This window comes from Micromonospora haikouensis (assembly GCF_000876225.1).
Classification (GTDB): Bacteria; Actinomycetota; Actinomycetes; order Mycobacteriales; family Micromonosporaceae; genus Micromonospora; species Micromonospora haikouensis.
The window spans coordinates 1,120,597-1,146,837 of sequence record NZ_JXSX01000001.1; the positions used below are offsets into that span (position 1 = coordinate 1,120,597).

Annotated in this window: 24 protein-coding genes, 1 tRNA gene and 1 pseudogene; 17 read left to right on the forward strand and 9 right to left on the reverse strand. The window is 70.5% G+C overall.

Going from position 1 to position 26,241, the window contains the following annotated elements; all coding sequences use genetic code 11:
• Positions 1-487 precede the first annotated feature (487 nt).
• The 3 genes and pseudogenes from TK50_RS35585 to TK50_RS34100 form a co-directional block, all read left to right on the forward strand.
• Positions 488-635: pseudogene (locus TK50_RS35585) on the forward strand (prolyl oligopeptidase family serine peptidase); the annotation flags it as partial.
• 599 nt (positions 636-1,234) lie between these two features.
• Positions 1,235-1,834 (forward strand): hypothetical protein, encoded by a 600-nt coding sequence (locus TK50_RS33505; protein WP_144420163.1) that lies wholly within the window; start codon positions 1,235-1,237, stop codon positions 1,832-1,834.
• Positions 1,813-2,316, forward strand: coding sequence for a hypothetical protein (locus tag TK50_RS34100; RefSeq protein WP_158499156.1), 504 nt, complete (start codon positions 1,813-1,815; stop codon positions 2,314-2,316). Before TK50_RS33505 ends, TK50_RS34100 begins: the two co-directional genes overlap by 22 nt.
• Positions 2,317-2,879: 563 nt before the next feature.
• On the opposite strand, the gene TK50_RS32010 is transcribed toward TK50_RS34100, so the two are convergent.
• The 4 genes from TK50_RS32010 to TK50_RS05095 all read right to left on the reverse strand — a co-directional run bounded on the left by TK50_RS32010 (position 2,880) and on the right by TK50_RS05095 (position 6,376).
• Positions 2,880-4,061: a toll/interleukin-1 receptor domain-containing protein gene (locus tag TK50_RS32010; RefSeq protein WP_052503622.1), complete on the reverse strand. Its 1,182-nt coding sequence runs from the start codon at positions 4,059-4,061 to the stop codon at positions 2,880-2,882.
• Between the two features lie 101 nt (positions 4,062-4,162).
• Positions 4,163-4,570: a hypothetical protein gene (locus TK50_RS05085; protein WP_043961686.1), complete on the reverse strand. Its 408-nt coding sequence runs from the start codon at positions 4,568-4,570 to the stop codon at positions 4,163-4,165.
• Positions 4,567-5,397 (reverse strand): IS5 family transposase, encoded by an 831-nt coding sequence (locus TK50_RS05090; protein WP_043961687.1) that lies wholly within the window; start codon positions 5,395-5,397, stop codon positions 4,567-4,569. Before TK50_RS05090 ends, TK50_RS05085 begins: the two co-directional genes overlap by 4 nt.
• 442 nt (positions 5,398-5,839) lie before the next feature.
• A complete protein-coding gene (locus TK50_RS05095; RefSeq protein ID WP_043961688.1) occupies positions 5,840-6,376 on the reverse strand; it encodes an IS1096 element passenger TnpR family protein in 537 nt (178 codons plus the stop codon).
• 155 nt (positions 6,377-6,531) lie between these two features.
• Between TK50_RS05095 and TK50_RS05100 the strand changes: the two genes are divergently transcribed.
• The gene (locus TK50_RS05100; protein ID WP_043961689.1) at positions 6,532-6,855 is read left to right on the forward strand and encodes a helix-turn-helix domain-containing protein; all 324 of its coding nucleotides are present in this window, start codon (positions 6,532-6,534) and stop codon (positions 6,853-6,855) included.
• Between the two features lie 199 nt (positions 6,856-7,054).
• Entirely contained in the window at positions 7,055-8,515 is a 1,461-nt protein-coding gene (locus TK50_RS05105; protein WP_043961690.1) for a tyrosine-type recombinase/integrase, read from the forward strand.
• Positions 8,516-9,061: 546 nt separating this feature from the next.
• Here the strand turns inward: TK50_RS05105 and TK50_RS05110 are convergent.
• A complete protein-coding gene (locus tag TK50_RS05110) occupies positions 9,062-10,171 on the reverse strand; it encodes a pyridoxal-phosphate dependent enzyme (protein ID WP_043961691.1) in 1,110 nt (369 codons plus the stop codon).
• A 298-nt stretch (positions 10,172-10,469) separates the two neighbouring features.
• Here TK50_RS05110 and TK50_RS05115 point away from each other — a divergent pair, with 298 nt between their 5' ends.
• From TK50_RS05115 to TK50_RS05135, 5 genes are read left to right on the forward strand one after another with little or no spacing between them, the layout of a single operon-like run.
• Complete coding sequence (locus tag TK50_RS05115; protein WP_043961692.1) at positions 10,470-11,984, forward strand: ABC transporter substrate-binding protein; 1,515 nt, start codon at positions 10,470-10,472, stop codon at positions 11,982-11,984.
• On the forward strand, positions 11,981-12,946 hold the full coding sequence (locus tag TK50_RS05120; protein WP_052503623.1) for an ABC transporter permease: 966 nt from the start codon (positions 11,981-11,983) through the stop codon (positions 12,944-12,946). The genes TK50_RS05115 and TK50_RS05120 overlap by 4 nt, the downstream gene beginning before the upstream one ends.
• Positions 12,943-14,799 (forward strand): dipeptide/oligopeptide/nickel ABC transporter permease/ATP-binding protein, encoded by a 1,857-nt coding sequence (locus TK50_RS05125; protein ID WP_052503624.1) that lies wholly within the window; start codon positions 12,943-12,945, stop codon positions 14,797-14,799. The genes TK50_RS05120 and TK50_RS05125 overlap by 4 nt, the downstream gene beginning before the upstream one ends.
• Positions 14,793-15,590 (forward strand): ABC transporter ATP-binding protein, encoded by a 798-nt coding sequence (locus tag TK50_RS05130; RefSeq protein ID WP_082106177.1) that lies wholly within the window; start codon positions 14,793-14,795, stop codon positions 15,588-15,590. Before TK50_RS05125 ends, TK50_RS05130 begins: the two co-directional genes overlap by 7 nt.
• Positions 15,587-16,810: an ATP-grasp domain-containing protein gene (locus tag TK50_RS05135; RefSeq protein ID WP_043961693.1), complete on the forward strand. Its 1,224-nt coding sequence runs from the start codon at positions 15,587-15,589 to the stop codon at positions 16,808-16,810. Before TK50_RS05130 ends, TK50_RS05135 begins: the two co-directional genes overlap by 4 nt.
• On the opposite strand, the gene TK50_RS05140 is transcribed toward TK50_RS05135, so the two are convergent.
• Complete coding sequence (locus TK50_RS05140) at positions 16,807-17,544, reverse strand: class I SAM-dependent methyltransferase (RefSeq protein ID WP_043963881.1); 738 nt, start codon at positions 17,542-17,544, stop codon at positions 16,807-16,809. The genes TK50_RS05135 and TK50_RS05140 overlap by 4 nt on opposite strands.
• A gap of 98 nt (positions 17,545-17,642) precedes the next feature.
• Between TK50_RS05140 and TK50_RS05145 the strand changes: the two genes are divergently transcribed.
• The 6 genes from TK50_RS05145 (at position 17,643) to TK50_RS05170 (ending at position 23,016) form a co-directional block, all read left to right on the forward strand.
• Positions 17,643-18,653, forward strand: a complete 1,011-nt coding sequence (locus TK50_RS05145) for an enolase C-terminal domain-like protein (protein ID WP_052503625.1) — start codon at positions 17,643-17,645, stop codon at positions 18,651-18,653.
• A gap of 67 nt (positions 18,654-18,720) precedes the next feature.
• Positions 18,721-19,458: a class I SAM-dependent methyltransferase gene (locus TK50_RS05150; protein ID WP_043961694.1), complete on the forward strand. Its 738-nt coding sequence runs from the start codon at positions 18,721-18,723 to the stop codon at positions 19,456-19,458.
• Positions 19,455-20,636 (forward strand): MFS transporter, encoded by a 1,182-nt coding sequence (locus tag TK50_RS05155; protein WP_043961695.1) that lies wholly within the window; start codon positions 19,455-19,457, stop codon positions 20,634-20,636. The genes TK50_RS05150 and TK50_RS05155 overlap by 4 nt, the downstream gene beginning before the upstream one ends.
• Positions 20,633-21,790, forward strand: a complete 1,158-nt coding sequence (locus TK50_RS05160) for an acyl-CoA dehydrogenase family protein (RefSeq protein ID WP_043961696.1) — start codon at positions 20,633-20,635, stop codon at positions 21,788-21,790. Before TK50_RS05155 ends, TK50_RS05160 begins: the two co-directional genes overlap by 4 nt.
• A 339-nt stretch (positions 21,791-22,129) precedes the next feature.
• Positions 22,130-22,744: a superoxide dismutase gene (locus TK50_RS05165; protein WP_043961697.1), complete on the forward strand. Its 615-nt coding sequence runs from the start codon at positions 22,130-22,132 to the stop codon at positions 22,742-22,744.
• 5 nt (positions 22,745-22,749) lie between these two features.
• Positions 22,750-23,016 (forward strand): hypothetical protein, encoded by a 267-nt coding sequence (locus tag TK50_RS05170; protein ID WP_052503626.1) that lies wholly within the window; start codon positions 22,750-22,752, stop codon positions 23,014-23,016.
• Positions 23,017-23,536: 520 nt separating this feature from the next.
• Here the strand turns inward: TK50_RS05170 and TK50_RS34725 are convergent.
• Positions 23,537-24,061 carry a hypothetical protein gene (locus tag TK50_RS34725; RefSeq protein WP_052503627.1) on the reverse strand — a complete coding sequence of 175 codons (525 nt, stop codon included), beginning with the start codon at positions 24,059-24,061 and terminating at the stop codon, positions 23,537-23,539.
• A 309-nt stretch (positions 24,062-24,370) separates the two neighbouring features.
• Between TK50_RS34725 and TK50_RS05180 the strand changes: the two genes are divergently transcribed.
• Positions 24,371-24,443 (forward strand) — tRNA-Arg (locus TK50_RS05180).
• Between the two features lie 225 nt (positions 24,444-24,668).
• Here TK50_RS05180 and TK50_RS34730 read toward each other — a convergent pair.
• Positions 24,669-26,048, reverse strand: coding sequence for a tyrosine-type recombinase/integrase (locus TK50_RS34730; RefSeq protein WP_043961698.1), 1,380 nt, complete (start codon positions 26,046-26,048; stop codon positions 24,669-24,671).
• Entirely contained in the window at positions 26,045-26,230 is a 186-nt protein-coding gene (locus tag TK50_RS05190; RefSeq protein WP_043961699.1) for a helix-turn-helix transcriptional regulator, read from the reverse strand. The genes TK50_RS34730 and TK50_RS05190 overlap by 4 nt, the downstream gene beginning before the upstream one ends.
• Between the last annotated feature and the right edge of the window lie 11 nt (positions 26,231-26,241).

Below are 26,241 nucleotides of genomic sequence, written 5' to 3' on the forward strand. Positions count from 1 at the left end.
CGCCGTGGCGCCGCTGCCCTTCGCCGTGGAGATCAGCAGGTCGGGCAGGTCACCGAGGGCCCGGACGGCGGTGACGGCGTCGGCAAGAGCTACCGCATCGTCGTCATCAACAACGTCGCCGTGCTGCCGGTGGAGTACGCGAAGGACCTCGCGACCGCCTACGACAGCCCTCGCGCTCTGAAGAAGATCAACAAGACGACCCTGGAGCTGGCGCGGCACATCGGCTGTCGTGCGACAGCCGCCGGCAACCCCCCCTCATGACAGCAGCGCTCGACCCTCCCCACTACGACGACAACCAGGAGACCGAGGCCGAAGGCGATCAGCTCGCCGAGCACCGGACTCAGCGCCCCACCGCGGCCGGGAGCGACACCAACCGTCGACCGATAGGCGCGACGGGGGCGCCGAGGTGACAGCGCTACGGAGATCTAGGCCCTGTGTCGAAGTCGGTCCCAGGGCTTGAGCTGCCGGCTTGAGGGGGGTGCCCAGGGTGTTGCTTCTTCCTGATGTCGGCCACTACGTGGCGTCGTCCCATCGAGCGGGCGCGGCGTTGGAGGCAGAGCTGGCCCACTACCGCTCCGTGCTGGCGGATGCCGCCAACGATCAACAGGGGTTACACAGCGGCCAGCGGTAGCCGGTGGAGACGCAAGCGCTATGTACGCGGCCGCATGTGGCGGGGTGCCGGTCGAGGTTCCCGGGGTGAGCGCTCCGTGCTCCTCTCGTGACGACTGTCGGAGTGGGTATACAGGCGAGGTCTAGTTGATCTTCGATGATGTGCGTGACGTGTGCTCGCCAGCGAATGCCAACCCGGGTCAACCGGTACCAACGCGGATCACCGCAGCCGCTCGTGGTCGCAAACGCGGGTTCGTGTGCTCGAGCTGTGGTCCTGGGCTGGGCGAACGGGGGTCCGGGTGCTGCGGGTGGACGTGGGCCACTCCCTGCCACCCCGGGTGAACCCGCAGGTCGCTAGACTAGGCCCTCGCGCCCCCGTAGCTCAGGGGATAGAGCATCGGTTTCCTAAGACGTCGCTCTATCTGCATCCGGAGGCTGACTACCTGCCGGTTCATATTTTGTTTTCGTGTTAGTGGGTCGCACACGCGCGTTGCTGTGCTCGCTTGCTGAAGACCAGCAGGACGGGCGTAAGTCCTGCTCAGGTCATGCTTCGGTCGCTTCGACGCGTCCTCACCGAGATCCGGTGAAGGTGCCGCACCGCGTCAGTTTACGGTGCCGCGAGAGCGTGGGCCAGCAGCGTGGCGAGTTTGGCTGCGCGTGCCGGATGGTGATGGCCGACCCAGGTAACTCGTCCGATGAGGTATTGGGCGAAGTCGGGGTGGCCGTTCCGGTTCTGCGCGGCGAGGCCGGTGCGGGCGGCGTTGCGCAGGACGACGCGGAGCCGGTCGTATTCGTCGCGTGGTGCGGCGGGGTGGTGGTGGTTGACGACGAGTCCGGCGAGGAGTTGCCGGTCGGCCCGACCGCGGACGCGGGTCTTGGCTGGATGGACTCGAAACCCCTCGTCGCGGGCGATGTCGGTGACGTCGGCGATCAGGTCGTGGATGCGGCGTGGGGTGAGGTCGCCGGAGAAGCCGAGGTCGTCGGCGTACCGGCTGTAGGTGATCTCGAGGGCATCGGCGAGGCCGGTGAGGCGTCGGTCAAGTCGGTAGGCGGACAGGTTCGCCAGCGCTGGGCGAGGTCGGTGCGCCTTGTGGCAGGTGGCCGGTTCGCAGGGCGGCGAGCCGCTCCGCCCGCTCCGGTGGGTCGGTGGGTGCGGCGGAGGCCGGCGGGCGGGGTGCGGGTGGTGCAGAGGCCGGTGAGGGTGTGGGCGACGGGTTCGGGGTAGCTGGCGGTGCGGAACAGTTCGTGGACGCGGGTGGCGGGGATGTGGGTGAAGAAGGCGAGCAGGTCGATGCGGACGACGACCGGCTGTGCGGTGTGGGTGGCGGCGATGGTGTGTGCGGATCGGCCGGGTACGAAGCCGTGGGCGGCGGGGTGGACCGGGATCGGACCGAGGACCTCGGTGAGCAGCCTGCGTTGCAGGGCGCGGAGCCGGGCTTTGGGTGCCTCGATCAGCCGGCCCCGGTCGGTCCATCGGTAGTGGTAGTGGTGCAGCCGGTGGGCGGTGGCGCGTCGGTTCATGGCGCGCCGGTCGGCGTACCAGTCGAGGTGGGCGATGCTCAGGTCGAGCATCCCGGCCAGGTCGCCGACGGTGTCGATGACAGGGGTGTGCCAGGGACGGCGGACGGTGCGGGTCGGCGTCACGGGCCGCGCGTGGATGACGATCGGCCGCTGATGCTGGCGGGCGGTGGCGACTGCCGCGCGTAGCGGGTCGAGGGTGCTCAGGAACTCGGCGAGCTCGCGTGGCCGGTCGGTGGGTGGGCGCGGGTAGGCGACCAGCACCGCGTCGGCGACCGGCCACAGGCAGCGCCGCCGGACCTCGAGGACAGCCCACCCTGGTCGACGAGATCGGCGCGGCGCCAGCCGTAGCCGGCGAGGAACGCGTCGGCGAGCGCGGTGGCGAGGGCGTGAAGGGTGGTCACGAGCGGGCCGGTGGTGGCAGCGTGTCCCGACGATGCCCGGTCGTGCGGGTGCACAGGCTCGCGGAGCGTGCCGACGCACCTGTGGTGTGGTGCCGAGGTGAGTATCGCGTCCCCGGGGTTGCCCCGGAGAGACCGTGATTGCACCCCACGCGGGGGCGGCCTGGTCAGCTCGGGACACGCTGCCATGAGAGCAGCGTAGAGAACGGGGACCGTCGTTGGCGTCCGCGATGCGTGTGGCGCGGCGGAGAGAACCGTGTCGCCGAGCACGAACGGAGCACCGCTCCGACCGGTGGTCGGTGGCGGCTTCCTGCTAAGACTCGTCCTTGCGGGGCGTGGATCAGTAGGTTGTCAGCGTAGGCCTGTGGCGGTCCGGTGGTCGGCGATGAGACGTGCGACGAGTTCGGCGGCTACGTCGGTGGGGCGGGTGACGACGCTGCCGTAGCCGATGGCTTCGTCCGGTGAGACGTGGATGTGGTCTGCCTGCGCGAACCCGTAGGTGGCGGTGTTGCTCGGTACGTTGACCTTGCCGTAGGAGATCATGGTGGCGGGGTCGAGTCCGATGGCGGGTACGACGAGGTCGCTGTAAGGCAGTTCCAGCGCCGTCAGCGTGTTGAGCATGGCAGCGAGCTGCTTGATCAGGTCGTCACGGTCGAGCACCGCGCCCATTTGGCCTTGGGGCAGAGGGGCCCACGCCGACCGCTGGCCCGACCGGGTAATCACAAGCCCCTTCTCGTTGTCCCGGCCGCTGCTCGTCGCCCGGGCGACGGTGGAGTCGGCGTGCGCGTGCAGGGCTTCCAGCCGGGTGAACATGCCGTGCTGTCGGCCATGGTCGGGCAGCAGGTCGGCGAGGGCGGCCAACTCGCTCACTTGCAGTCGCGCCTCGTCGGCGGCGAAGGCCAGGTGCACTTCGACGGCTGCGGCGCCTAGCCTGCGGTCCTGCGTGCGTTGGTCGAGGTCGCTGCGCCAGGAGATGTTGACCGGTGGTGCCGGGCTCTGCCAGCGCAGCCGTGATGGGCTGGCCGGCGCGGCAGTGCGGGCTGTCGGATATGGCACAGCCTGGGCGGGCACCTCGGTGGACGTCGCCGACGTACCCGGGAACGGCGGGGGTGTGGCGGGCTTGTTCCGTTCGCGGCGGACGCCTTCGAGGATCTGCTTCTGCGCAGCGGTCTCGTCGAGTCCGTGAATGCGGATCTGCACCACCTGGCTGAGCAGCCCTTCCGGTTGGCACTCCTGCACCATGATCGGTACGAGGGCGTTCTTCGCGCCCTCCGGGTCGCTAGCGAAGACGGCTGCCCACTCCGAGGCTGGGAAGGGTGCCTTCAGGTAGGCCGGGGAGAGCACAGCGATCATCCGCGGACACTGCTTGAGGGCCTTGTCCATCTCGACGGCGAAGTTGCTGCCTGGCCGGAAGTCCCACTCCTGAATCGTCACGGCGAAGCCGTCCGCCTCGAGGATGTAGGCGATCCAGGTAGCCCACGCCTTGTCAGCGGCCGTATACGAGATGAAGAAGTCCTTCGCTACACCGTTCACCTCCCCAGGATAGGTACAGGCGGCGACATCGATCCGCCCTAGACCGCCCGATGGGCCATACCTGACCGTAGAGCCCGCTGCTCAGAGGGTGGTTCGAAGGTTTAGGTCCGTTTCGATGCGAGGGTGAATACGCCGGGTTCGTCTTCGGTCAGGACATTGCGGTGGACCATGCGTTTCAGCTTCGCGCGGATGCTCTCGACGTGGTTCGGTGAGGGCTCGACGTCGAGTGCGACGCAGATGGCTTTGGCACGCATGCCGGCGGACGCGGTGGTGAGGACGTCCAGGATCTGCTGGTAGGGGGCGCTGGCGATCGTCGGGTCGTCGGCGGTGAACTCGGCGGCGGTGAGGGCGCTCAGGGTGGTGCGGGTGGTCGCCAGGGCGGCCAGTTCGCCCTCAACGCGGGCGAGGTCCGTGGTGAGGGCGGTGATCTGCTCGCGCAGCCGGTCGGCCGTCTGACCGGCGGTGGCTTCACGTGCGGTGATCAGGTCGAGGATCACGGTGAGGTTCACCCGTGCCGCCAGGACGGGGTGCTGGTGCCGGTCAGCCGACGCACGATGATCGCCATGGACGCCCACAATGTCCGGGACACCGCCGATTCTGGTCGGCTCTCGTACTCGCGGACGAGACGACGGTGCAGCATCAGCGTGCCGTAGGTCTGTTCCACGATCCACCGCTTGCGTACCGGCACGAACCCGGGGCGGGAGTCGGATCGCTTGACGGCTTCGACGTCGACCCCGAGGACGGCGCCGTGCAGCGCGAAGTCCTGCTTGAACCCGGCGTCGACGAAGGCCTGGGTCACCGTCGGGGTGTGTTCGACGACCTTGTCGAGCAGCCGGATGCCGATGGCGTTGTCGGTGACCGACGCGGCGGTCACCACGACCGCGATGACCAGACCGAGGGTGTCCACGGCCAGGCCACGCTTGCGGCCGGACACCTTCTTGCCGACGTCCTTGCCGGTCGTGGCGGCCGGGACGTGGTTCGCCGCCCGGACCGACTGGCTGTCCAACACGACCGCGGTCGGATCCTCGGTCCGGCCGGCCTTCTCCCGGGCCTGGCAGCGCAGCAGGTCATGGATCGCCTGGTCGGTGCCGTCGTCCCGCCACAGGGCAAAGTAGTAGTAGGTCGCGGACTTCGGCGGCAGGTCGTGCGGCAGGTACGCCCACTGACAACCCGTCCGGTTCTGGTAGAAGATCGCGTTCACGATCTCCCGTAGGTCGTAGTCGCCCTGATGGCCCGAGACCGAGACCCGCCTGGCCCTCCACGCCCACAGGAACGGCCCGATCAGCGCCCACTGCGCGTCGGTGACATCACTGGGGTACGGCTTCCGATCACCCATGACCGGGCTAACGCCGCCGTGACCCGAAGGTCACGACCCCGATTCACATTCCACGGCATCGAGGGGCGGCTATCAACGGCGGACCCGATCAAAGACCCCCAACCGAACGCACAGCACAGATCAACTCAAAGATCCTCGAACCGCCCTCTGAGAGGGCTGTGAGGCTGGGAAGTGTTCGCCGGAGCTGACAGGGCCCGGTTTGGGGGTGTGAGCGCATCGTGGCCGGCGAGCTGGCCGGCAGCCGGCGGGCCGATGTGGATCGCCTCAGCTCGCTTGGTCAGTTGCCGCAGCGAGTGCCCTCGTTCCTGCGACCGCCGTCCCATAGCTCTGCGGTCACGGGCAGAGAGCGTCCGATCTAGTCCCCGTCGTCCGCCGCATCGCCTGCGACACGTGGCGCTGCGCGGATGTGTGGTGTTCGGGTACGACGGGTTGCCGACTGTGGCTACGGCTGTCGGGGTCCCCACCAGGGCAGGATGGGTGGCAGGTCGGCCAGGGGGTTGCGGGGTCGTCTTGGCGCGGCGGACCCGCTGTCGCCGTCCCAGCGGCGGCCGTACTGGTCCGGTAGGTCGCCCCAGCCCTGGTACGGGGTGGGCTGGGCGGCCACGAGGCCGAGTTCGTCGAGTGGGTCGATGCGGTGGTCGGCGACGGCGCACAGGTGGGTCCAGTCGTCGCCCATGTCGAACACGTAGGCGAACTGGTCGCCCGGGGTGAGTCGGCTCAGTGTGGTCCTGTCGCTGTCCACCGCGCCGTCCGGCATGTCTTCCCAGGTGCGGAAGGAGCAGACGGGGGTCTGGTCGGCGAGGGTGAACAGACGTAGGTGCGCGAGGTCCCAGCGGGCGAAGGCCAGGTCGATGGCGGCACCCAACTGTTCGAACGTGTGCGACCTGGCGGCGGCGAGGATCCGGCCCGGTCGGGGCCAGTAGTCCTCGCCCCGCCCGGAGACGAGTTCGACCCGGATCGACAACCACGTCCTGGCCACCGTTGACCTCCCGCTGCCGCTGGCCGACCACGCTACCGCCGCGTCACGGGCCCGTACGCCGGGACACGCCTCGCACCGCTCGGACCCGGCGTGCTTCGCCGCCGGGTCTGTCTGTCACCACGTCACCGCGAGTTTCTTCATCAGGGAGACCGATCATGCGATCGCCACGACGAACCCGAACCGCTACGCCCGCCGCCGGTGAGGCGTCCCGCTGTGAGGAGCGGCAGGCGTGGACCGTCGAGCGGATCCGCGCGCTGGGTCCGAGCACCGACCTCGCGACGGCCGCCGCGATCCTGGGCATGTCCCGGTCGGCCGCCTACAAGCTGGCGCGCCGCGACGCGTTCCCCACGCCGCTGTACCGGGTCGGTGCCCACTACCGGGTACCGACCGCACCGATCCTGGCCATGCTGCACCTTCCGCATCCGGCCGACACCGGGCCGGACGCAGGGGGCGCTGACAACCGTGGTGACCCGCCCTGACCGCCCACTGTGTCAGCCCACGTCTTCTCTACGCCCTTGGCCCCGCCTCGCGGGCACCCCCAGCGGCGGACCCAGCCAAGCGCGGCGCCGACCCTGTCGGCGGCCGGTCCGTCGATGACTTGATCGTCGCGGCGTGTCACGCGTGGATGTCGATCGACAAACCGATGCCGCACCCCCAACCCGAGGAGCACCACACGCTATGCCAGACGGGAGCATCTTCAAGCGCTGCGGCTGCCGCCATCCCGATACCGGCAGGCCGCTGGGCAACGACTGCCCGAAGCTTCGTCGTCCGAACAAGGCCTGGAGCTTCGAGCACGGTCACTGGGCCTATCAGGTGGAACTGCCGGCTACCAGTGACGGCCGGCGTCGGCAGTTGCGCCGGTCCGGGCTGTCGACCCGCCGCGACGCCGCCGCCGAGCTGGACCACGCGCGGGCCCTGCTCGCCCTCGCCGTCGGGGACCGGCGCCGCCGCACCGAGATCGCCGACCTGCTGCAGACCTGCGTGCGCGCGGGCCGGCCGCTGCCCGAGGTGGACCGGATCCGGCAACGGCTGCGCGGCGACGGTTCGCTGGCCGACATGGTCACCGTCGGCGAGTACCTCACCGAGTGGCTCACCCACCTCACCGTCGATGACAACACCGCGGTCGGCTACGAGTCGCTCACCCGCGTGCACCTGATCCCGCACCTCGGGGAGATCCCGCTGGACCGGCTGCGCACCGGCCACATCAAGACCATGTTCGCCGCGATCGAACGCCGCAACCAGGACATCCTTGCGGCGAAGGCCAGCGCGGACCCGGACGTGCGCGCCTCGGTCGTGGGTGTGCGGCCCACCGGCGCGTCGACCCGACAGCGTATCCGCGCCTGCCTGCGCAAGGCCATCAACGACGCCCTCGCCGAGGAGGTGATCGTCGGTTCCAACCCCGCCGCGCTGGTCAAGGTCCCCGCCGACCGGCCGGTGCCGATCGTGTGGGAGGCCGAACGCGTACAACGGTGGAAGACCACCGGGAAGGTCCCCGGACCGGTCATGGTCTGGACCGACGAACAGATCGTCGCGTTCCTCGACCACGCCCGCGAACACACGCCCGACCTGTACCCGATGTGGCACCTCATGGCCTACCGCGGCCCCCGCCGCGGGGAGGCCTGTGGACTGCTCGACGCCGAGGTCCGCCTCGACAAGCGCGAGATGACGATCAACCACCAGATCGCCACCCACGGCTACACCGCCGTGCGCAAGAAGCCCAAGAGCAGGGCGGGCAACCGCGACCTCGCCCTCGACGCCGAAACGGTCAGGGTCCTCGCCGCCTACCGGGCCCGCCGCGCCCAGTGGCGCCTCGCCGCCGGCGAGGCGTGGCCCGACACCGGCCTGTTCTTCGTCCGCCCCGACGGCCGGCCGTGGCATCCCAGCGGAGTCACCCAACGCTTCCGCAGGCTCGTCCGCCAGGCCGGGTTCCCACCGATCCGCCTGCACGACCTGCGGCACAGCGCGGCCACCATCGCCCTCGACGCCGGAGTGGACATCAAGGTCGTCTCCGAACAACTCGGCCACTCCACCACCACCCTCACCCGCGACACCTACCAGAGCGTCACCAGGAAGATGCGCCACGACGCCGCCGACGCCGTCGCCGAGAAGATCCAACAGAACCGGCCCAGAACCGCGTAGCCGTCCGTTATCGGAGCCGACAAACTGCCGGCGTCGCCGGACTGGCCGTGGGGATCTGACCCTCGGCGGCGAGGCGACCTTCGAGCGACTGCGTCTGGGCGACAGTTCTTTCCGTGCCCTAGGACTGCGTAGTTCTCCGTGTTGGCCTGGGTGTGGTCCGTTGGACAGGGCGTTGATCCTGTGGTCCATCATCCTCGCCGTGGAGGGGCTGGTGGTGCGCCTGCTCGGCTGATCGTTGCCAACGGCCCTCTCGCCTGGATCGAGGTGCTGTTGGTGATCCTCATCGTCGCCGCGAGCTGTCTATGGCAAGAGATGGCCCGGTGAGAGCACCGCTCCTACCGCTGCAGACCCGCCCGGACGGCGTCGGCAGGAAGTCCTTGCGGCGGGTCGCGTCGACGGGCCGGCACCGCCGACGGCAAGCTGCTGCAGCGTCCTCCCATCACCGCTCTCACCTTCCAGGCCACGGGTTCCAGGGATCCGTCAGATCTCCACTGTCGAGGTCCTGCACGACGGCGACCTGTCCGTGCCAACCGGGCTGATGACTCCTCAGCATCCCTGTTCATGATCGGGTGCTCGGTATATCTCCGGGTAGGGACGTGAAACGGTGCGGGTGGGTAGTGCATGGTCCGGGTGGGCGCGCCGGTCCCAGTCCATGGTTGACCATGGGAATGCCAGGTCTGTGAGGGCGTCGATCTCGGTGGGTTTGAGCGGGGCCGGGTCTAGGGCCTCCTCGTGCCGGGCGAATACCCGGTCCACGTATCGGTGCCCGGTGTCGGCGCCGATGACGAGGTGCTCGCGTTCGGGGTGACGCTGTGCCTCCCACGCTGCTGCCAGGAAGGCCGCTCCGGTGGACAGGCCAGCGAAGACGGCGTGTGTCCGCATCAGGTCGACCGTGCCGGCCATGGCGTAGTGGAACGTCAGCCAGTGCAACCGGTCGTAGAGGTCGGGGCGGACGTTGTCGAAGGGGATGGCGCTGCCGATGCCGGCGATGATGGCCTCGGGGTCCTGGAAGCGCTCGCTGCCGAAGCTGACGCTGCCGAACGGCTGGACTCCGACGAGTTTGGTCGACGGGTCGTGCTGGCGTAGCGGCTGGATCAGGCCGGCGCTCGACGCGCCGGTGCCGACGCTGGCCACTACCGTCAGGGGCCTTCCGGCAAGCGCGATGCGTACGAGGCCGGCCAGTTCTGCGTATCCCAGGTAGTGGTTGGGGTCGTGGTACTGGCGCATCCAGTGCATCTCGGGGTGGTCGTGCAGCAGTTGGCGTACCCGCGCGACCCTGCGGTCCTGATCGAGGCGCAGATCGGATTCGGCTGGCATCTGGTCCACTGTCGCGCCGAGGATTTCCAACTGCGACCGGATCGTCGGTGTCACGGTGGTCGAGGCGACGATGTGGCAGCGGAGGTCGTAGCGGTGGCAGACCATCGCCAGGGCCAGGGCGTAGATGCCGCTCGAACTGTCGACGACGGTGTCTCCCGGCCGCACGGTGCCGTCGGCGAGCAGGGCCCGGACGGCGCCGAGGGCGGCGTAGATCTTCAGCGTCTCGAACCGGACGAGCATGGTGTTGTCCGACAGGCGGATGAGGCGTGGCGTCCTGAGGGCGTCGGTGACATGGCTGTGGACGGTCGTGACGGCTTCGGGCGGGACCGTGAATGGCATGGGTGGTCGTCCCTCGTGTTGTGCCGCTGGTGGGGGCGGCGGAGCGCGGGCATCCAAGGCCAGTCATCTAGGTCGATGTCTAGCGCTTCGTTCAGGTCGCGTCCACGGCCGTGCCGGTTCCGGTGCACAGGGAATCTTCGCGAATGACGAATTGACCGATCTCGGGGGAACCAGGGGCATTGTGCCGCCGACTACTTCAGCGGTGGCCGACGAATCGCCGCCGAGCCGTCTGGTCAGCGTCCGCCCAGGAGAGCCCGTGTCACGACTACGCCTGCTCGCCCCCCTCGTAGCGTCGATCATGTTGGTCAGTGCGTGCACCGTCGACGCCGGTGCCGACGACGCCAGCTCCACGGTGCTGCGCATCGGCCTGAGCGGGGAGTCCGGCGCGCTGGATCCGCACGCGTTTACCGGCAACTTCCTGCTGCTCGACGCGATCTACGAGCCGCTGGTCACCTACGCGGAGGGCGGCAAGCTGGAGCCGGGGCTCGCGCAGTCGTGGACCGTCGCCGAGGGCGGCAAGCAGGTCACGTTCGACCTGCGCGACGGGGTCGCCTTCAGCGACGGGACGCCACTGGACTCCGCCGCCGTGAAGTGGAACTTCGACCGGTGGATCGGCAACAAGAAGTTCACGTTCTTCCGCGCCTCGCAGATCATCTCGGCCGTGGACACCCCGGACGCGGACACCGTGCGGCTGACGCTGTCCGAGCCGTACGAGCCGCTGCTGCAGGAGATGTCGATCGTGCGGCCGGTGCGGCTGCTCAGCCCGAAGTCCGCGACCGCGAGCGGCGAGTTCCACAACCCGGTCGGCACCGGGCCCTGGAAGGTGGAATCTCAGTCAGCCACCGGTGTCACACTGGCCCGCAACGACGCCTACTGGGGGGCGAAGCCGAAGCTGGAGAAGCTCGAGTTCAAGGTCATCCCCGACTCGCAGGCCCGCATCGACGCGCTCGGCAACGGCGAGCTCGATCTCATCGGCGGCTCGTACCTGGCCCCGATCACGCCGGTGGAGGCCCGGTCGCTGGCCGACCGCGCCGACGTCGCACTGCTCACCGGCGCGCCGGACGTCTCGATCATCCTCGGGTTCAACGCGAAGGGCCCGGCCGGTGACCGTGCCGTCCGCGAGGCGGTCCGGCAGGCGGTCGACACCGCCGCCCTGGCGAAGGCGCTGCTGCTGGGCTACGGCGAGCCGGCCCGGCGGGTGTTCCCGCCGGGCGTCCCCGACTCCGGCACCGACCTGCCGGTCGTCGTTGACCAGGACGCCGCCCGCCGCACGCTCGACGCGGCCGGCTACACGCCCAGCGGCGACGCCCGCGTCAAGGACGGCAAGAAGCTCTCTCTCAAGATGCTCATCCCCGCCGCCCCGGCCGAGGGGCAGCTCGACCCGCGCGCCATGGCCGCCGCGATCGCCGCGTCCCTCAATGAGGTCGGTATCACGGTCGAGATCGCCCCGGTCGACTCCGCCACCTACTACGACGAGCGGGCCGAGGGCGCGTACGACATCACGTTCTTCGAGGGGCTCGGCGCGCCGTACGACCCGTCCGGGTCGATCGTCTCGCTGTTCACCTCCGGTGCCCGGGCCCCGCTGTGGGCGACCCCGGCCACCGAGGACCTGGTCGACAAGGCGCTCTACGCCACCGCCCCGGCCACCCGCAGCGCGGCATACCAGGCGCTCTACGATGCGGTGGCCGCCGACGCGGGCTTCGTGCCGCTGGTCTACCGGCCGCGCCTGTGGGCCGCCCGGGACGCCGTCAAGGGCTTCGCGGTGCCGCCCACCGACGTCGACCTGGAGCTGACCGGAGTCACCGTCGAGTGAGGGTCCCCGATCGCCTGGTCGCCGCCGGTGGATACGTCACACGCTGGGCCGCCGACACCGTCGGGGTGCTGCTGGCCATGTCGGTCGGCACGTTCGCCCTGGTGCTGCTCGCCCGTGGCGACCCGGCGGCGGTGCTCGCGGCGACCCGGGCCGGACGACCGGCCACGCCCGAGCAGATCGAGGCGGTCCGCGTCGAGCTCGGCCTCGACGATCCCGCCCCGGTGCGGTACCTGAGGTGGCTCGCCCATGCCAGCACCGGCGACTTCGGGCTGTCGCTGAGGACGAACACGCCCGTGGGACCCGAGGTCGCCGACCGGCTGGGGGTCACGTTCGGGCTGGTCGCCGGCTCCGCGACGGTGGCGCTCGTGGTCGGGGTGGCGGTCGGCGTCGCCGGGGCGGTGCTGGGGCGTGGCGCGCTGCGCGGTGGCCTGCGGGTCGGCGCGCTGTTGGTCACGTCGGTGCCGGCGTTCTGGCTGAGCTACCTGTTGGTGTTGTTCCTGGCGCTGCGTCTGCACCTGGTGCCGACGTCGGGGATGGCGGGCCCGCGGACGTGGATCATGCCGATGGCGGTGCTCGGCCTGCCGGCGGCCGGAGTGCTCAGCCGGGTCGTCGCGGTCACGCTGCGCGAGGCGTTGGACCGGCCGTACGTGCGCGCGGCGCAGGCGCGGGGGAGCAGCCCGCTGTCGATCGTGCTCCGGGACGGCCTGCCCAACGCGGCGGGGCCGATCCTGTCGGTGGCGGGGTTCGGCATCGGCAGCCTCCTGGTGGCCACCGTCGTGGTGGAGAAGATCTTCGGCTGGCCCGGCCTCGGGGCCTACTTCGTGCAGGCGGCCGGGGCGCGGGACGTACCGGCGCTGCAGGCCGCCGTGCTCGTCATGGGCGGGGGGTTCATCCTGGCCAACCGGTGCGCCGACGTCCTGCACGGCCTCATCGACCCGCGCGCCCGCCGGAGCTCGTCGTGAACCGCGGCAGGGTGCGGACGACGCTGGTCGCGGTGCCGCTGGTCGTGTTCGCGGTGGCGGGACTGCTGGCGCCGCTGATCGCCCCGGCGGACCCCACCGCCAACGACCTCGCGGCCGGTCTGGCGTCGCCGTCTGCCGAGCACCTTCTCGGCACCGACCAGCTCGGCCGCGACCAGCTCAGCCGGCTGCTCTACGGCGCGCAGATCTCCCTGGCGATCACGGCGGCGGTGCTGGCTATCTCCCTGACCGCCGGTGCGGTCGTCGGCACCGTGGCCGGCTACGCGGGCGGTTGGGTCGACCGCGTGGTCTCCCGGGTGATCGACGTGGTCGTGTCACTGCCGGGGATGCTGGTGGCGCTCGCGGTGATCGGGGTGCGCGGCCCGGGCGTGGACAACCTGATCCTCGCGCTCGCGCTGTGGTCGTGGGCGCCGTACGCCCGGATCGCGCGGGCTCGCGTCGCCGGCATGCGCGGCAGCCCGCACCTGGACGCCCTGCGCCTGCTCGGCGCCGGTCACGGCCGGATCATCGGCCGGCACCTGCTGCCGTTGGCGCTGGGGCCCTGCCTGGTCTACGCCAGTACGGACGTCGGCACCGTCGTGCTCGCCGTCGCCACGCTGAGCTTTCTCGGCCTCGGGGTCGCCCCGCCGTACGCGGAGTGGGGCCAGATGCTCATCGAGGGGCGGCCGTTCCTGGCCTCCGCGTGGTGGCTGGCCTACCCGCCCGGTGTCGCGATCACGGCCGTGGTGTTCGCCAGCAACCTGCTCGGCGAACGGCTCGCGGCCGGTGCGGAACGACCGTCGATCATCCGTCTGGTCCGCCCGGGACGGATCCGCCGCGCCACCCGGTCGGCCGCGTCCCCCGATCCGGGCACCGTGCTGCGGGTGCGGGACCTGTCCGTCACGTACCCCGACGGCAGCGCTTCCCGGCGCATCGTCGCCGGCATGTCCTACGAGGTGCGGCGCGGGCAGGTGCTCGCGTTCGTCGGCGAGACCGGCAGCGGCAAGACCACGGCCGCGCTCGCGCCGTTCGGGCTGCTCGACCCGAGCGCGACGGTGACCGGCTCCGCACTGCTGGGTACCCACGAGCTGATCGGTCTCCCCCCGGGCGAGCGGCGCCGGATCAACGGCCGCAGGGTCGGCGTGGTCTTCCAGGACAGCGGCGCGTTCCTCAACCCGTTGCGGACCATCGGTGCGCACGTCGACGAGGCCGTCCGCAACGCCGGCCGGGGCGGACGGCGGGCCGCGACCCGCCGGGTCAGCGGGGAGCTGCTGCGGCTGGCCGGCCTGCCGGATCCGGTGGCGGTCGCCCGTCAGTTCCCGCACCAGCTGTCCGGCGGCATGCGTCAGCGGGCGCAGATCGCCATCGCGCTCGCCGGTGAGCCGGAGCTGCTGGTCGCCGACGAGCCGACGTCCGCCCTCGACGCGACGGTGCAGGCGCAGCTGCTCGACCTGCTGGCGCGGCTGCGCGACGAGCTGGGCATGGCGATGATCATCGTCAGTCACGACCTGGTGGTGGTGTCGCGGGTCGCCGACACCGTGGCCGTCGTGTACGGCGGCCGGATCGTGGAATCGGGCCCGGCCGCCAACGTGATCGACAAGCCGGACCATCCCTACACGCGCGGGCTGCTGGACGCCGTGCCGCGTCCCAGGACGGCGCCGGGCACCCGGTTCCGCACCATGCCGGGCCTCGCCGGAGGCGGCCCGGACGACCTCGCCGGCTGCGGCTTCGCGCCCCGGTGCTCATCACGCCAGGACAGCTGCGAGCACGAGCCCCCGGCCCTGCAACCGCTGCTTCCGGCGACCGCGCACCGGTCGGCGTGCCTGCACCCGCCGACCAGGGAGGACTCGTGCTAGCAGTCGATCGGGTGACCGCCGGCTACGGTGCCACCCGGACGGTCGTCGAGGACGTCACGTTGCGGGTGGCGGCCGGTGAGATCGTCGGGCTGGTCGGCGAGTCCGGCTGCGGCAAGACGACACTGGCGCGGGTCGTCACCGGCCTGCACCGCCCCCGCACTGGGACGGTGCACCTCGCGGGCGTCGACGTGCACGCGTTGCGGGGCCGGGCGTTGCGGGCACACCGTCGTCAGATCCAGATGGTGTTCCAGGATCCCTTCCTGACGCTCAGCCCGCGGCACACGATCCGGCAGGCGATCGCCGAGCCGCTGCAGATCCACCGGATCGGTGACACCCGGTCCCGGTCCGCGCGGGTTGACGAGCTGCTGGACCTCGTCGGGCTCGACCCCGCGCTGGGCGACCGCCGCCCCGCGCGACTCTCCGGAGGGCAGCAGCAGCGGGTGGCGATCGCCCGCGCGTTGGCGTTGCGACCGCGGCTGCTGATCTGCGACGAGCCGGTCACCGCGCTCGACGTGTCGGTGCAGGCGAAGGTTCTCAACCTGCTCTGCGACCTGCGGGACCAGCTTGAGTTCGGTTGCCTGTTCATCACCCACGACCTCGCGGTCGTCGCGCAGCTCGCCGACCGGATCGCGGTCATGAGGGGCGGTCGGATCGTCGAGCAGGGCCCGACCGACCAGGTCACCGACCAGCCCGCCCACCCCTACACGCAGACCCTGCTCGCCCTCGGCATCAACGATGGATGTCGATCAATGGGAACCCTTCGCCCCACCCGCCCGACCTATCCATCGTGACCATCGCGTGCATCGAGATGCTCTCCTTCGGCCTCGCCCACCTCGCCAGGGCCGCCCACTCCTGCAGTGAGCGGCTGGCGCTGCTGACCGGCGTCGAGCCGCTCTACCTCCACGAGCTGGCCACGCTGCCGCCCGGCACCATCGACGTCATCCCGGTCGACACGCACGACCGCCAGGCGGTCGGCAAGGCCCTGCGCGCGATCGGCGACCTGCGGGGGCTGATCAGCTCGACGGACACCTGGGGAGTGACCGGCGCCGAACTCGCCGCCGAGCTCGGCCTGCCCGGCATCGACCCGGCGACGATCCGGCTGGTCCGCGACAAGGCCCGCGTCCGCGACCTGCTGCACCGCAGGAACCTGAGCCGGGTCGTGCCCTTCCCGGTGGACGACGCGGCCACGGTGAGCCTCGACCGGCTCGCGTCGGCGGTCGGGCTGCCCGCCGTGGTCAAGGACACCGCCGGCACCAGCAGCGCGAACGTGTGGCTCGTCCGCGACGCCGACGACCTCGCCCGCCTCCGCCGCGAGGCCACGGACGCGGCGCTGTTCGGGAGCCTGTTCGCCGAGCCGTTCCTACCCGGGCCCGTCTACAGCGCCGAGACCGTGACCTGGGCCGGGCAGACCAGGCTGCTGGGACTGTCGAGCCGGCTCATGTCGGCCCAGCCGTGGTTCCGGGAGGACGTGACGGCGTTCCCCGTGGCGCTGCCACCCGACGAGCTCCGCGAGATCGAGGCGTGGGCCGGCGCGGTGCTGGCGGCCCTCGGCTACACCGACCGGTTCGCGCACATCGAGATCGCCATGACCACCGACGGTCCGCAGCTGATCGAGGTGAACCCCCGCATCGGCGGCGCGCTGGTCGGCGAGGCGATGTGCCGCGCGCTCGGGGTCAACGTCTACGCCGGCCTCGTCGACCTCGCGCTCGGCCGTCGCCCCCGCCTGCTCGACGCGGCCCTGCCCGGCGGTCCGGCGGTGGCGTTCGTCCTGGCCTACCCGCAGCGGGCCGGTGAGCTCGTCGCCGTGCAGGGGATCGATGACCTGCACCGCTATCCGGGTCGGCCGCGCTGGTATCCGACCAAGGCCATCGGCACCCGCATCGCGCACGTCGCCGACGGGCGTGGCTACGCCGGCATCGTGCTCGCCGAAGGACCGACGGCGGAGATCGCCACCCACCGTGCCGTCGCCGCGGCGGGCGCGGTCCACGTCCGCACCCGCCAGTCGTGCTAGCCGCGTCGGCCGCGGACGATCAGCCGCCGGGCGTGGTTGTCGAACGGCTCCCCGTCGAAGCCGCCGAAGCAGTCGACGTCGGTGAAGCCCGCCTCGCGGAGCATCCCCTTGAGCTCGGCGGCGCTGTAGAGCGCGTGCTCGACGACGGCCGTGCGCGCCTGACCGTCCCGGACCAGGAGGAAGTCGTCCCGGAACCGGGTCCAGCCGGCGAGGACCGTGCCGCGCACGACGAGCGTGCCACCATCGACGTCGACGATCTTCGGGGCGAGGCCGTCGCGGGCCGCGATCTCCTTGCCGTACAGGTCGATGAGCGCCCGACCGCCGGGCTTGAGGCTGGCCAGGACGTTGCGCAGCACCCGCATGTTCTGGTCGTGGTCGGCGAACAACCCGAACGACGTGTACATGCTGATCGCGAGGTCGTACCGGTCCGGCTCGACGAACTCACGCATGTCGGCCCGGACGAGCCGGATGCCGACACCCGCGGCGGACGCGGCCGTCACGGCCCGGTCGAGCAGCGCCGCGCTGAGGTCCACGCCGGTGACCGCCGCGCCCCGGCGGGCCAGCGGAATCGTGTACGTCCCCGGCCCGCACCCCAGATCCAGCACGGCGGCCCCGGCCGGCACGCGCAGCAGCGGAGACATCGACACCCGCGCCTCGGCCTCGGCGGCACGCTCGGCGGAGAACATCACCTCCCCGAACCCGGTCCACAACGTCTCGTCCTCGAACCACTCCATCACCACTCCATCCGCCACCGTTGATGTCCGCCGCGTCTGATAGTCGTCGCCGGGCCTGCTCTGGTTCCGGCAAGCCGCACAATCGGGAGGACTCGCCCATGGAACTGTCCGTCCGCCGCGAGACACTGCGGCTCATCGAGGTGGTGCGCAGCTCCCGGGGCGAGATCGACTCCGTCGGGACCTGCATGGTCACCCTGACGCACGACGGGATCACCGCCTTCGGCGAAGGCACACCGGCCGGCTACGACGGCGTCACCGCCGACGACGTCGTAGCGGCCATCGACGCCGACGCGGCGGCGGTGCTCGGACGGGACCTGCGGGACCCGGAGGACGTCCTCGACCGGATCGGTCGGTGGGACGCGCCCGCAGGTGCCCGGATGGCACTCGACGGCGCCGTGCACGACTGGATCGGCAAAGCCGCCGGGCAGCCGACCTGGAAGCTGTCCGGCGCGGCCCGAACGCTCGGACCGACCGTCTACACGATCTCCATGGCGGGACCCGAGGAGGCGGCGAACGCGGTCCGCAACGCTCCGGCGGTGGGCGCCTTCAAGGTGAAGGTCGGCGGCCCCGGCGACATCGCAGCCCTCGAAGCTATCCGGGCGGTCACCCCGCTGCCGGTCCGCATCGACGCCAACGAGGCGTGGGACCTCGACACCGCCCGCGCGCTCACCCCCCACCTGCGGCGGCTCGGCATCCAGTTGATCGAGCAGCCGTTCCCGGTGACCGCGATCGACGACTACCACCGCTACCGGGAGGTGCCCGACCGGCTGCCGGTCTTCCTCGACGAGGGATGCACCGACGAGGCGAGCGTCCATGCCGCCCGGTCGTACGCCGACGGTTTCGTCGTGAAGCTGTGCAAGGCCGGCGGGATCCGCGGCGCCCGGCGGGTGATGCAGGCCGGCCGGCGGGCCGGGCTCGGCACCATGATCAGCTGCATGTGCGAGTCGGAGCTGGCCATCAGCCAGGCCGCGCAGCTCGCACCGCTGGCCGACCACATCGACCTAGACGGCCACCTGTACCTGCGGGAACCACCCTTCCGGGGCCTCGGTCTGGAGAACGGTCGGATCGTCCTGGGCGACGCACCCGGACTGGGCGTCGTGCCGTCGTGAGGAACTTTCCCGGTCATCGATACGACATGTCGACAAAACGCGGGGCGCCGCGCGATGGGAGGCCACGGTGAGCTGGTACGAGGATCTGTCCCTGTGGTCCGGCTTCTCGGACGTGCTCTTCTCCGCCGAGCGGGCCCGGCACGCCGCCGACCTGGTGACCACCTCGCCGCTGTTGGCGTTCCCGCCGGAAAGCCGCGTGCTCGATCAGGGCTGTGGCGTCGGCTTCTTCGCGGTGCCGCTGGCGCGTCAGGGCCACCGGGTGACCGGCGTGGACCTCCACCGCGAGCTGCTCGACCGGGCCGAAGCCGAGGCGGCCGGGACCGGGCCCGGGGCGTCGTTCGTCCGCGCGGACGTACGCGAGTACGTGTCGCCGGACGCGTTCGACGTCGTGGTGAACATGTACACGTCCTTCGGGTACTTCGACGAGCACGACGACAACCTCCAAGTCCTGCGCAACGCGTACCGCTGCCTGGTGCCCGGGGGAACGCTGATCGTCGACCTGTTGAGCAAGGAGGTCTACGCCTCCTGGGTGGGGCCCCCGAAGATCGTCGACGTGCCCGGCGGCATGGTGGTCATGCGCGACACGATCCTCGACGACTGGACCCGGTACCGCACCGACTGGACGCTGGTCCGCGGCGACCGCGCCGAGCACACCTCGCTCACCTGCTGGGTCTACAGCGCCGCGGAGCTGACGGACATGGTCGCGCAGGCCGGGTTCGAAAAGGTCGAGTGCTTCGGCGACTTCGATGGCGGGCCGTACGACGGCGGGGCCACCCGGCTGATCGTCCGGGGAACCAAGGCGTGACCGGCATCCGCCGGTTCACCCGGGTGCAACTCGCGCTGCTCGGCAGCGGCTTCCTCGTCAACCTGATCAACTTCTCGGTGTACCCGTACCTGGCGGTCCTGCTCCGCGACCGGATGAACCTGGGCATGGACCAGGTGGGTGTCATCCTCGGGCTAGCCACGTTCGTGCAGTTCGCCGGCGGGCTGCCGGGCGCGGCCCTCGCCGAGCGGCTCGGCCTCCAACGGTGCCTGCTCGCCGCGATGGTGCTGCAGACGCTCGGCTCGCTGGGCTTCCTCGCCGGCGGCGCCTGGCCGGCGCTGACGATCGCCGCGCTGTTCCTGCGCTCGGCGGCCTCGGCGGTCTACTCGCCCAGCGTGCGGGGCTACACAGTGCTCGGCGCGACCCCGGACGAACGGCCACGGCTGGTCTCCGCGAGCTACGCCACGGGCAACGTCGGCATCGCCCTCGGGCCGGTGGCGGGTGCGCTGTTCATCCACGACCCGACCGTGATGTTCGCCGTCGCCACCGTGCTGCACCTGGCGATGACGATCGGGCACGCCCTCCTGCCCCGGGAACGACGAGCCGACCACGAGGTGGTCGAGCCGCTGCGCCGCGCCCTGCACGGGATCGCGGTGCTGCCGTTCGCCGTGACCGCCCTGACCCTCTACCTGCACATGCACTTCTACCAGTACCTGTCGTCGTACGCCGAGGGCCGGGTGCCGGCCGTGTTCTACGGGTCGGCCATGATGGCGTACTCGCTGCTCCTGGCCGTGATCCAGCCGCTGATCTCCCAGCGGGTCGAGCGGATGCGGTACCCGCACGCGATGGCCCTCGGCTTCGGCGGCCTGGCCGTCGGCATGCTCGCCTTCACCGGAGGCAACGAGATCGCGGTCGCCGCCGGCGTCCTCGCCATCGGCGCGGGCAACTCCGTGATCTTCCTCAAGAACACCCTCGAAGCGCTCGCCCGCACCGACAGATCCCCCACGGTCGTCTTCGGCCAGCAGCGGCTCGCCGAAGGCGCCGGCGCGTTCCTCAGCGGCGTCGCGGGCGGGGGCCTCTACCAGCTGTTCGAGTCCGCCGGGAACCTCGCCGGCTTCTGGCTGGCCATCGCCGCCCAGTGCCTGCTGCTGCCACCGGTCGTGATCCTCGCGGACCGGATGCTCCGCCGCCCCACACCCGAACCGACAGGGGTGTCATGAACCCGGCAGAAGCGATCACCACCGCCCACACCGTCGCCGAGCGGCTCCGCGCGGACGCCGTCGAGCGGGACCACGCCAACCAACCCCCGCACGCCGAGATCGAACTGCTGCGTGACAGCGGCCTGCTCGCCCTCGACCCCGACGACCACCCCACCACACACGCCGTGACCCGGATCGTGGCGGCCACCGACCCGTCGATCGGTCACCTCCTCGGTTACCACTACCTGCACCTGTGGCGGGCCACGCTCTACGACAACGCCGAGCTGGCGACCTCGCTACGCCAGGAGGCCGCCACCGGCCGGGTGTTCGTAGCCGCGGTCAGCAACCCACGCGACACCATCACGGCCACCACGACCAGCGACGGACTCCGCGTCTCGGGCCGCGGCGCGTTCGCCACCGGCTGCGCCGTCGCCGACCGCCTGCTCGTCAGCGCGATCCGCGACGATCACACGGCACGTCTCGTCGTCGTCATGCACGGCAGCTGCAGTGGAGTCTCGCACCCTCCGGACTGGGACAATCTGGGCCAACGCCTGACGGCGAGTGGAAGCGTCGCCTTCGACGACGTCCGGGTCAGCCAGGGCGACGTGCTGGGCACCTTCCCGGCCGACGAAGACGAGTCCAGCCCCCGCCACCTACGCCTGTCCCTGGTGTCGCTGGCCTTCCAGGCAGTCCTCACGCAGGTCCTCGTCGGCATCACTGCCGGCGCGATCGACGAGGCCGCCAGATACACACGCGAGCGTTCGCGCCCCTGGCCCGCGAGCGGACTCGGGCAAGCCGTCGATGATCCCCACGTGCTGACGGGCTACGGAGAGTTCACCGCAGTCCTGGCCGCAGCGCGTCTCCTGGCCGACCAGGCAACCCACGCCCTCACCGAGGCCGACACCCGCGGCCCTGCCCTGACCCCGGCCGAACGCGGCCGGACGGCACTGACCGTCTCCGCCGCGAAGGTCGTGTCCAGCCGGCTGGCCACGGATGCGACGAGCCGGATCTTCGAGTTCACCGGCGCGCGCGCGACGGCCCGCGCCACCGGCCTCGACCGGTTCTGGCGTGACGCCCGCACGCTCACCCTGCACGACCCCGTCGCATATAAGGCCCGGGAACTCGGCGACCACCTCCTCACCGGGCGGTATCCACGCATGACGGCACACAGCTGACCGACCCCCGGCATCCGGCTGCGGCCCGACAGAGAAGACCGCGGTGAGGAGCCGTGTCGGCGCGGGGTGTCCAGATTTGGTCATCGGTATGTTCCGCGTGGGCGTCGACGACGGGGGAGCCGTGGTGTTCCACATCGAGGTCATCACGAACAGCTCTAAACCCTGATGATCCGTCCCGAGCCGATTCGCCACCGAGCGCTGCTGGGCGAGGCCGTGTAGGTGGTCGACCTTGTGTTGCAAGCAACGCGCGAGGGTGCCCCGCTCTCCACGACAGCCGCCGTCTTGTTGCAAGATGTTGGCAACAACAAAACTACGGCAGTACTACTGGAGGGGATCCTGATGGCGGTCTACACCCTGCCCGACATGCCCTACGACTACGGTGCGCTGGAGCCGGCCATGTCCGGACAGATCCTCGAGCTGCACCACAGCAAGCACCACGCCGCGTACGTCAAGGGTGCCAACGACGGCATCGAGCAGCTCGCCGAGGCCCGCGCCAAGGGCGACTTCGGCACCCTGGTCGGGCTGGAGAAGACGTTCGCGTTCAACCTGTCCGGCCACGTGCTGCACACCATCTTCTGGGGCAACCTTTCCCCGGACGGCGGCGACCGGCCCGATGGCGAACTGGCGGCGGCGATCGACGAGCACTTCGGCTCCTTCGACGCGTTCGCCGGGCAACTGTCCGCAGCGACCAAGAGCGTGCAGGGCTCCGGCTGGGGCATGCTGGCCTGGGAGCCGCTCGGGCAGCGACTCATCGTCGAGCAGGTCTACGACCACCACGGCAACGTCGGCCAGGGCTCCACGCCGCTGCTGGTCTTCGACGCCTGGGAGCACGCCTACTACCTGCAGTACAAGAATGTGCGCCCCGACTACGTCGACCGACTGTGGAACCTGGTCAACTGGTCGGACGTGATCGCCCGCTTCGACGCCGCCCGCGCCACGAGTCCGAAGGTCTGACCCGGGTGAGTGAAGCCACCCCCGCGGCGGCGGAACTGCTCCAACGCGCCGCCGGAGTCATCGCGGCCAAGCACCGCGGTGACCTCGGCGGCGCCGAGGAATTGCTCGCCGCGTTCCCCAGCGAGCAGGCCCGCACCCTCGGCTTCTACCTGCTGGCCGACCTCGCACTCGGATTGGTCCGCGCCCAGAGCGGCCAAGCCATGGACGATTTGGTCCGCGAACTGTCCCTGCTCGTGGCCGCCAATGCAGGGAACCCGCCGGCTACAGCATGACCGGGCGGGCGATTTCACCTCGGCGCACCCATGGTCCTCCTGAGGATCCAGAAGGCTAGGGGTTCGAATCCCTTCGAACGCCTTTCACGATCAGGGCCGTGACCTGCGGAAACGCAGATCACGGCCTTGATCGGGTCTTCCCATCTCTTTGGAACGGTGCTCAGATGGAGCTCTGGTCGTCGGTGCGACCTACGGCGGTGAGAGACCGGGTCGGCTGGCCTGCCTGTCAGTGCAGCACCTATTGGCGAGAGGAAGAGGACAGCCGCCGAGACGGCAGACGGACGCCCGCATGGCCATACGCATATCGGGTGGGTGGGCTGGCCTGAGGCGCGTCGCGCAAACCGCCAGCCGGCTGTCATGCCTGTGTCTGCCAGCGGTGTGGGCCAGGACGGTGGCGGCGCGTCGGTCGGTTTCGGCGTACCAGGTGAGGCGGCCGCCGAGCACCACCTCGACGGCCAGGTCGAGTCCGCCGTATCCGCTGCAGAGGGAACCGACGCGTGGGACGGAGGCATGGGCATGCTCACTGCTCATGCCGCCTCCCCACGTCTGGTGTCGGCTCACCTCGGGGGCATGTCCACGGCCCGCAGCCCGGCGTGCCTTCCGGCTGGGGGCGGGAAAGCAGCACCACTTTGTCGAGGAGTACCCGCGCTCGGCGGAGGAAGAACTGCCCCCGCAGCGGGTGCCCGTCGGCGTTCGCTCGTACGGACCCGTGACGAATGGCGCGGTCGAAGGCGTACGCCGAGGACGCAAGCCAGTCCGCAGGGTCGCCGGGATCGGTGGCCGGCGGCTGACTGGGGAGGCTCAGCAACTCCATCACCCTGCTCAACGCGTACAACGCCCACAGGTCCTCACGCGCCAACGCGACGGCGGCCATCCTCGCCTCGCCGACCTGCCGCAACGCCGCCAAGATCGACAAGTGGGCGGACACCCACGGATCGAGGACATCCCGGCCCCACGCGCTGCCGCCGTAATCGAGGGTCGGCACGAACAAGCCGAACCTGACCTTGTGCCACGCGCCCTCCGGGAACACCACCTCGGCTTCCACGACCGCCAGTCTCCCGACCGATCACAGCACGTCGAGCGAGATCCGACCCCCTCTGGCCGGCCCGCTGCAGCGGGAGCCCCTCCAGATGATCTCCGATGATGTGCGCGACGTGTGCTCCCCAGCGGATGCCAACCCGGGTCAACCGGAGCCAACACGGGTCACCACAGCCGGTCGTGGTCGCAAACGGGGGTTCGTGTGCTCGAGCTGTGCTCCTGGGCTGCGCAAACGGGGGTCCGGATGACGTGGGTGAACGTGGGCCACTCCCTGCCACCCCAGGTGAACCCGCAGGTCGCTAGACTAGGCCCTCGCGCCCCCGTAGCTCAGGGGATAGAGCATCGGTTTCCTAAACCGTGTGTCGCAGGTTCGAATCCTGCCGGGGGCACCTCGAAGATCAGCAGAAACGCCACCTGAGCAGCGGATACGTTCCCGCATCGATTGATCATCCCGTGCAGCCGGATGCCACCCTGAGCCGCCGTTTGTAGCCGTCCGTGCAGAGTACGTGCAATGATCTTGACGGCTCTGGAGTGCCAGTTTCCGCAGTTCATAGCCGTGCACGGCAGAGAGGCCGCAGCCCTCGCCACGGCCTCTCCCACGCTACCGGTGATCATCAGCGCAACGCTGCCTCGATCCGCTCGTTCATCCGGCTACGGTCCCCGTCGAGGCACTTCGCGTACACCTTGAGCAGCACGTCCACCGAGTGACCGGCCCGCTGCGCCACCTCGGGTGCCGGCAGCCCGGCGTTGAGCCAGAGCGACACCCCGGCGTGCCGGAGGTCGTACGGGCGACCGGCCAGGGGAGAAGCCACCCGGTCCGGCGGCAGGCTCAACCGCCGCGCCTCCTCCCAGACCCGCGAGTACGTCGACGACGCCACCACGTTGCCCCGGTCACTGCGGAACAGCCGCCCGTCGACGCCCACCCCGAACCGGTCGACGTGCGCCCGCAGGATCGCCACCAGCTCCGGTGGGATCGGCACCTCCCGCGCCTCCGTCACGCCCCGGTGCTTCAACCCCCGGTCGTCGTGGACCTCACCGCTGTCGGTGTACCGCTTCCCCGCCGCCGGACGGGACTTCTCCACCGTCAGCAGCCCCCAACCCGTCGCCGGAAGATGACAGTCCCGCTCCCGCAGGCCCAGCGCCTCACTCGGCCGCAGCGCCGCGAAGTACAGGCAGGCGTAGAAGGCGACCAGGCGCTCACCACGCCGGCCGTTCTTCCCCCGCTGGCCGACGTACGTCACCCCGATCAGCAGCTCCCGCGCCTGGCGGATGTTCACCACGACGCGCCGGTCCACCTCGCCGGCCACCTTCCGCCGGCTCGACCGCACCCGCAGCTTGTCGACCGGGTTGAACTCCAACAGCTCCAGCTCTACCGCGTACTGAAGGACGTTGTAGAAGACCGAGCGCCGCCGCCTGGTCGTCGACGCCGCCGCTGGTCGCCCGTCCAACGTCAGTCCGAGCGCGTCCAACGCCGGCCGCACGATCGCAGCTTCCGCCAACGCCGACAGCGGCAGCGAAGCCCGGTCCAACCACCGCAGCGCCGCAGCGACATCGGCCGGCCGGTCGAGGTGCCGGGACGCAGGCGGGAACTCCCACTCCCGCAACGCCCGCCGCAGCACGCCCGGATCAGGACGCCCGGCCACCTCGCCGACCAGCGCGGCCGTCACGGTCGCCAGCGCGTCCGTCGTGCTCTCCCGGGACTTGGCCGCCGCGCCCGGCCATTTCATGTCGACGTAGCGGCGGACGAACCCGAGCCAGCTTACCGACTCCTTCGGCGCCATCATCGACTCCGGCAACCCGGAGTCACCGTCGAACGCCTCGCCCCGGTTCGCCGCCTGCATCAGGTCAGACCGAAAGTTGTCCGCCAGCGCCCGGGTGGCGAACGTCCGCGACTTCGGCCCCGTCCCCACCAACCATCGGACGGTGTACGACTTCTTGCGACCCGCCAGCGCGTTGACCTGAATGCTGCGGATCCGCACCTCACGCGACTTCACGCCGCCTCCCGGTGCTGTTCCAGCCACGCCCGCAGATTGCGCCGCTCGATCCGCAGTTCCCCGTTGGGGAGCTTGATGCAGTCCGGGGCGACGCCCAGCTCACGCCAGCGGTAGAAGGTCCGCCGCGACACGCCGTTGAGCACGGCGAGGACTTCCGGAACGGTCAACAACTCGCTTTCCATGAGGGGTCCTT

What these genes read in the sequence shown, in the direction of transcription:
- TK50_RS05145 (WP_052503625.1), top strand. Translation starts at nt 17,643, where the DNA reads ATGGAACTGTCCGTCCGCCGCGAGACACTGCGGCTCATCGAGGTGGTG.
- TK50_RS05110 (WP_043961691.1), bottom strand. Translation starts at nt 10,171, where the DNA reads ATGCCATTCACGGTCCCGCCCGAAGCCGTCACGACCGTCCACAGCCAT.
- TK50_RS05160 (WP_043961696.1), top strand. Translation starts at nt 20,633, where the DNA reads ATGAACCCGGCAGAAGCGATCACCACCGCCCACACCGTCGCCGAGCGG.
- TK50_RS05140 (WP_043963881.1), bottom strand. Translation starts at nt 17,544, where the DNA reads ATGGAGTGGTTCGAGGACGAGACGTTGTGGACCGGGTTCGGGGAGGTG.
- TK50_RS05090 (WP_043961687.1), bottom strand. Translation starts at nt 5,397, where the DNA reads ATGGGTGATCGGAAGCCGTACCCCAGTGATGTCACCGACGCGCAGTGG.
- TK50_RS05115 (WP_043961692.1), top strand. Translation starts at nt 10,470, where the DNA reads ATGTTGGTCAGTGCGTGCACCGTCGACGCCGGTGCCGACGACGCCAGC.
- TK50_RS05190 (WP_043961699.1), bottom strand. Translation starts at nt 26,230, where the DNA reads ATGGAAAGCGAGTTGTTGACCGTTCCGGAAGTCCTCGCCGTGCTCAAC.
- TK50_RS05165 (WP_043961697.1), top strand. Translation starts at nt 22,130, where the DNA reads ATGGCGGTCTACACCCTGCCCGACATGCCCTACGACTACGGTGCGCTG.
- TK50_RS05100 (WP_043961689.1), top strand. Translation starts at nt 6,532, where the DNA reads ATGCGATCGCCACGACGAACCCGAACCGCTACGCCCGCCGCCGGTGAG.
- TK50_RS05105 (WP_043961690.1), top strand. Translation starts at nt 7,055, where the DNA reads ATGCCAGACGGGAGCATCTTCAAGCGCTGCGGCTGCCGCCATCCCGAT.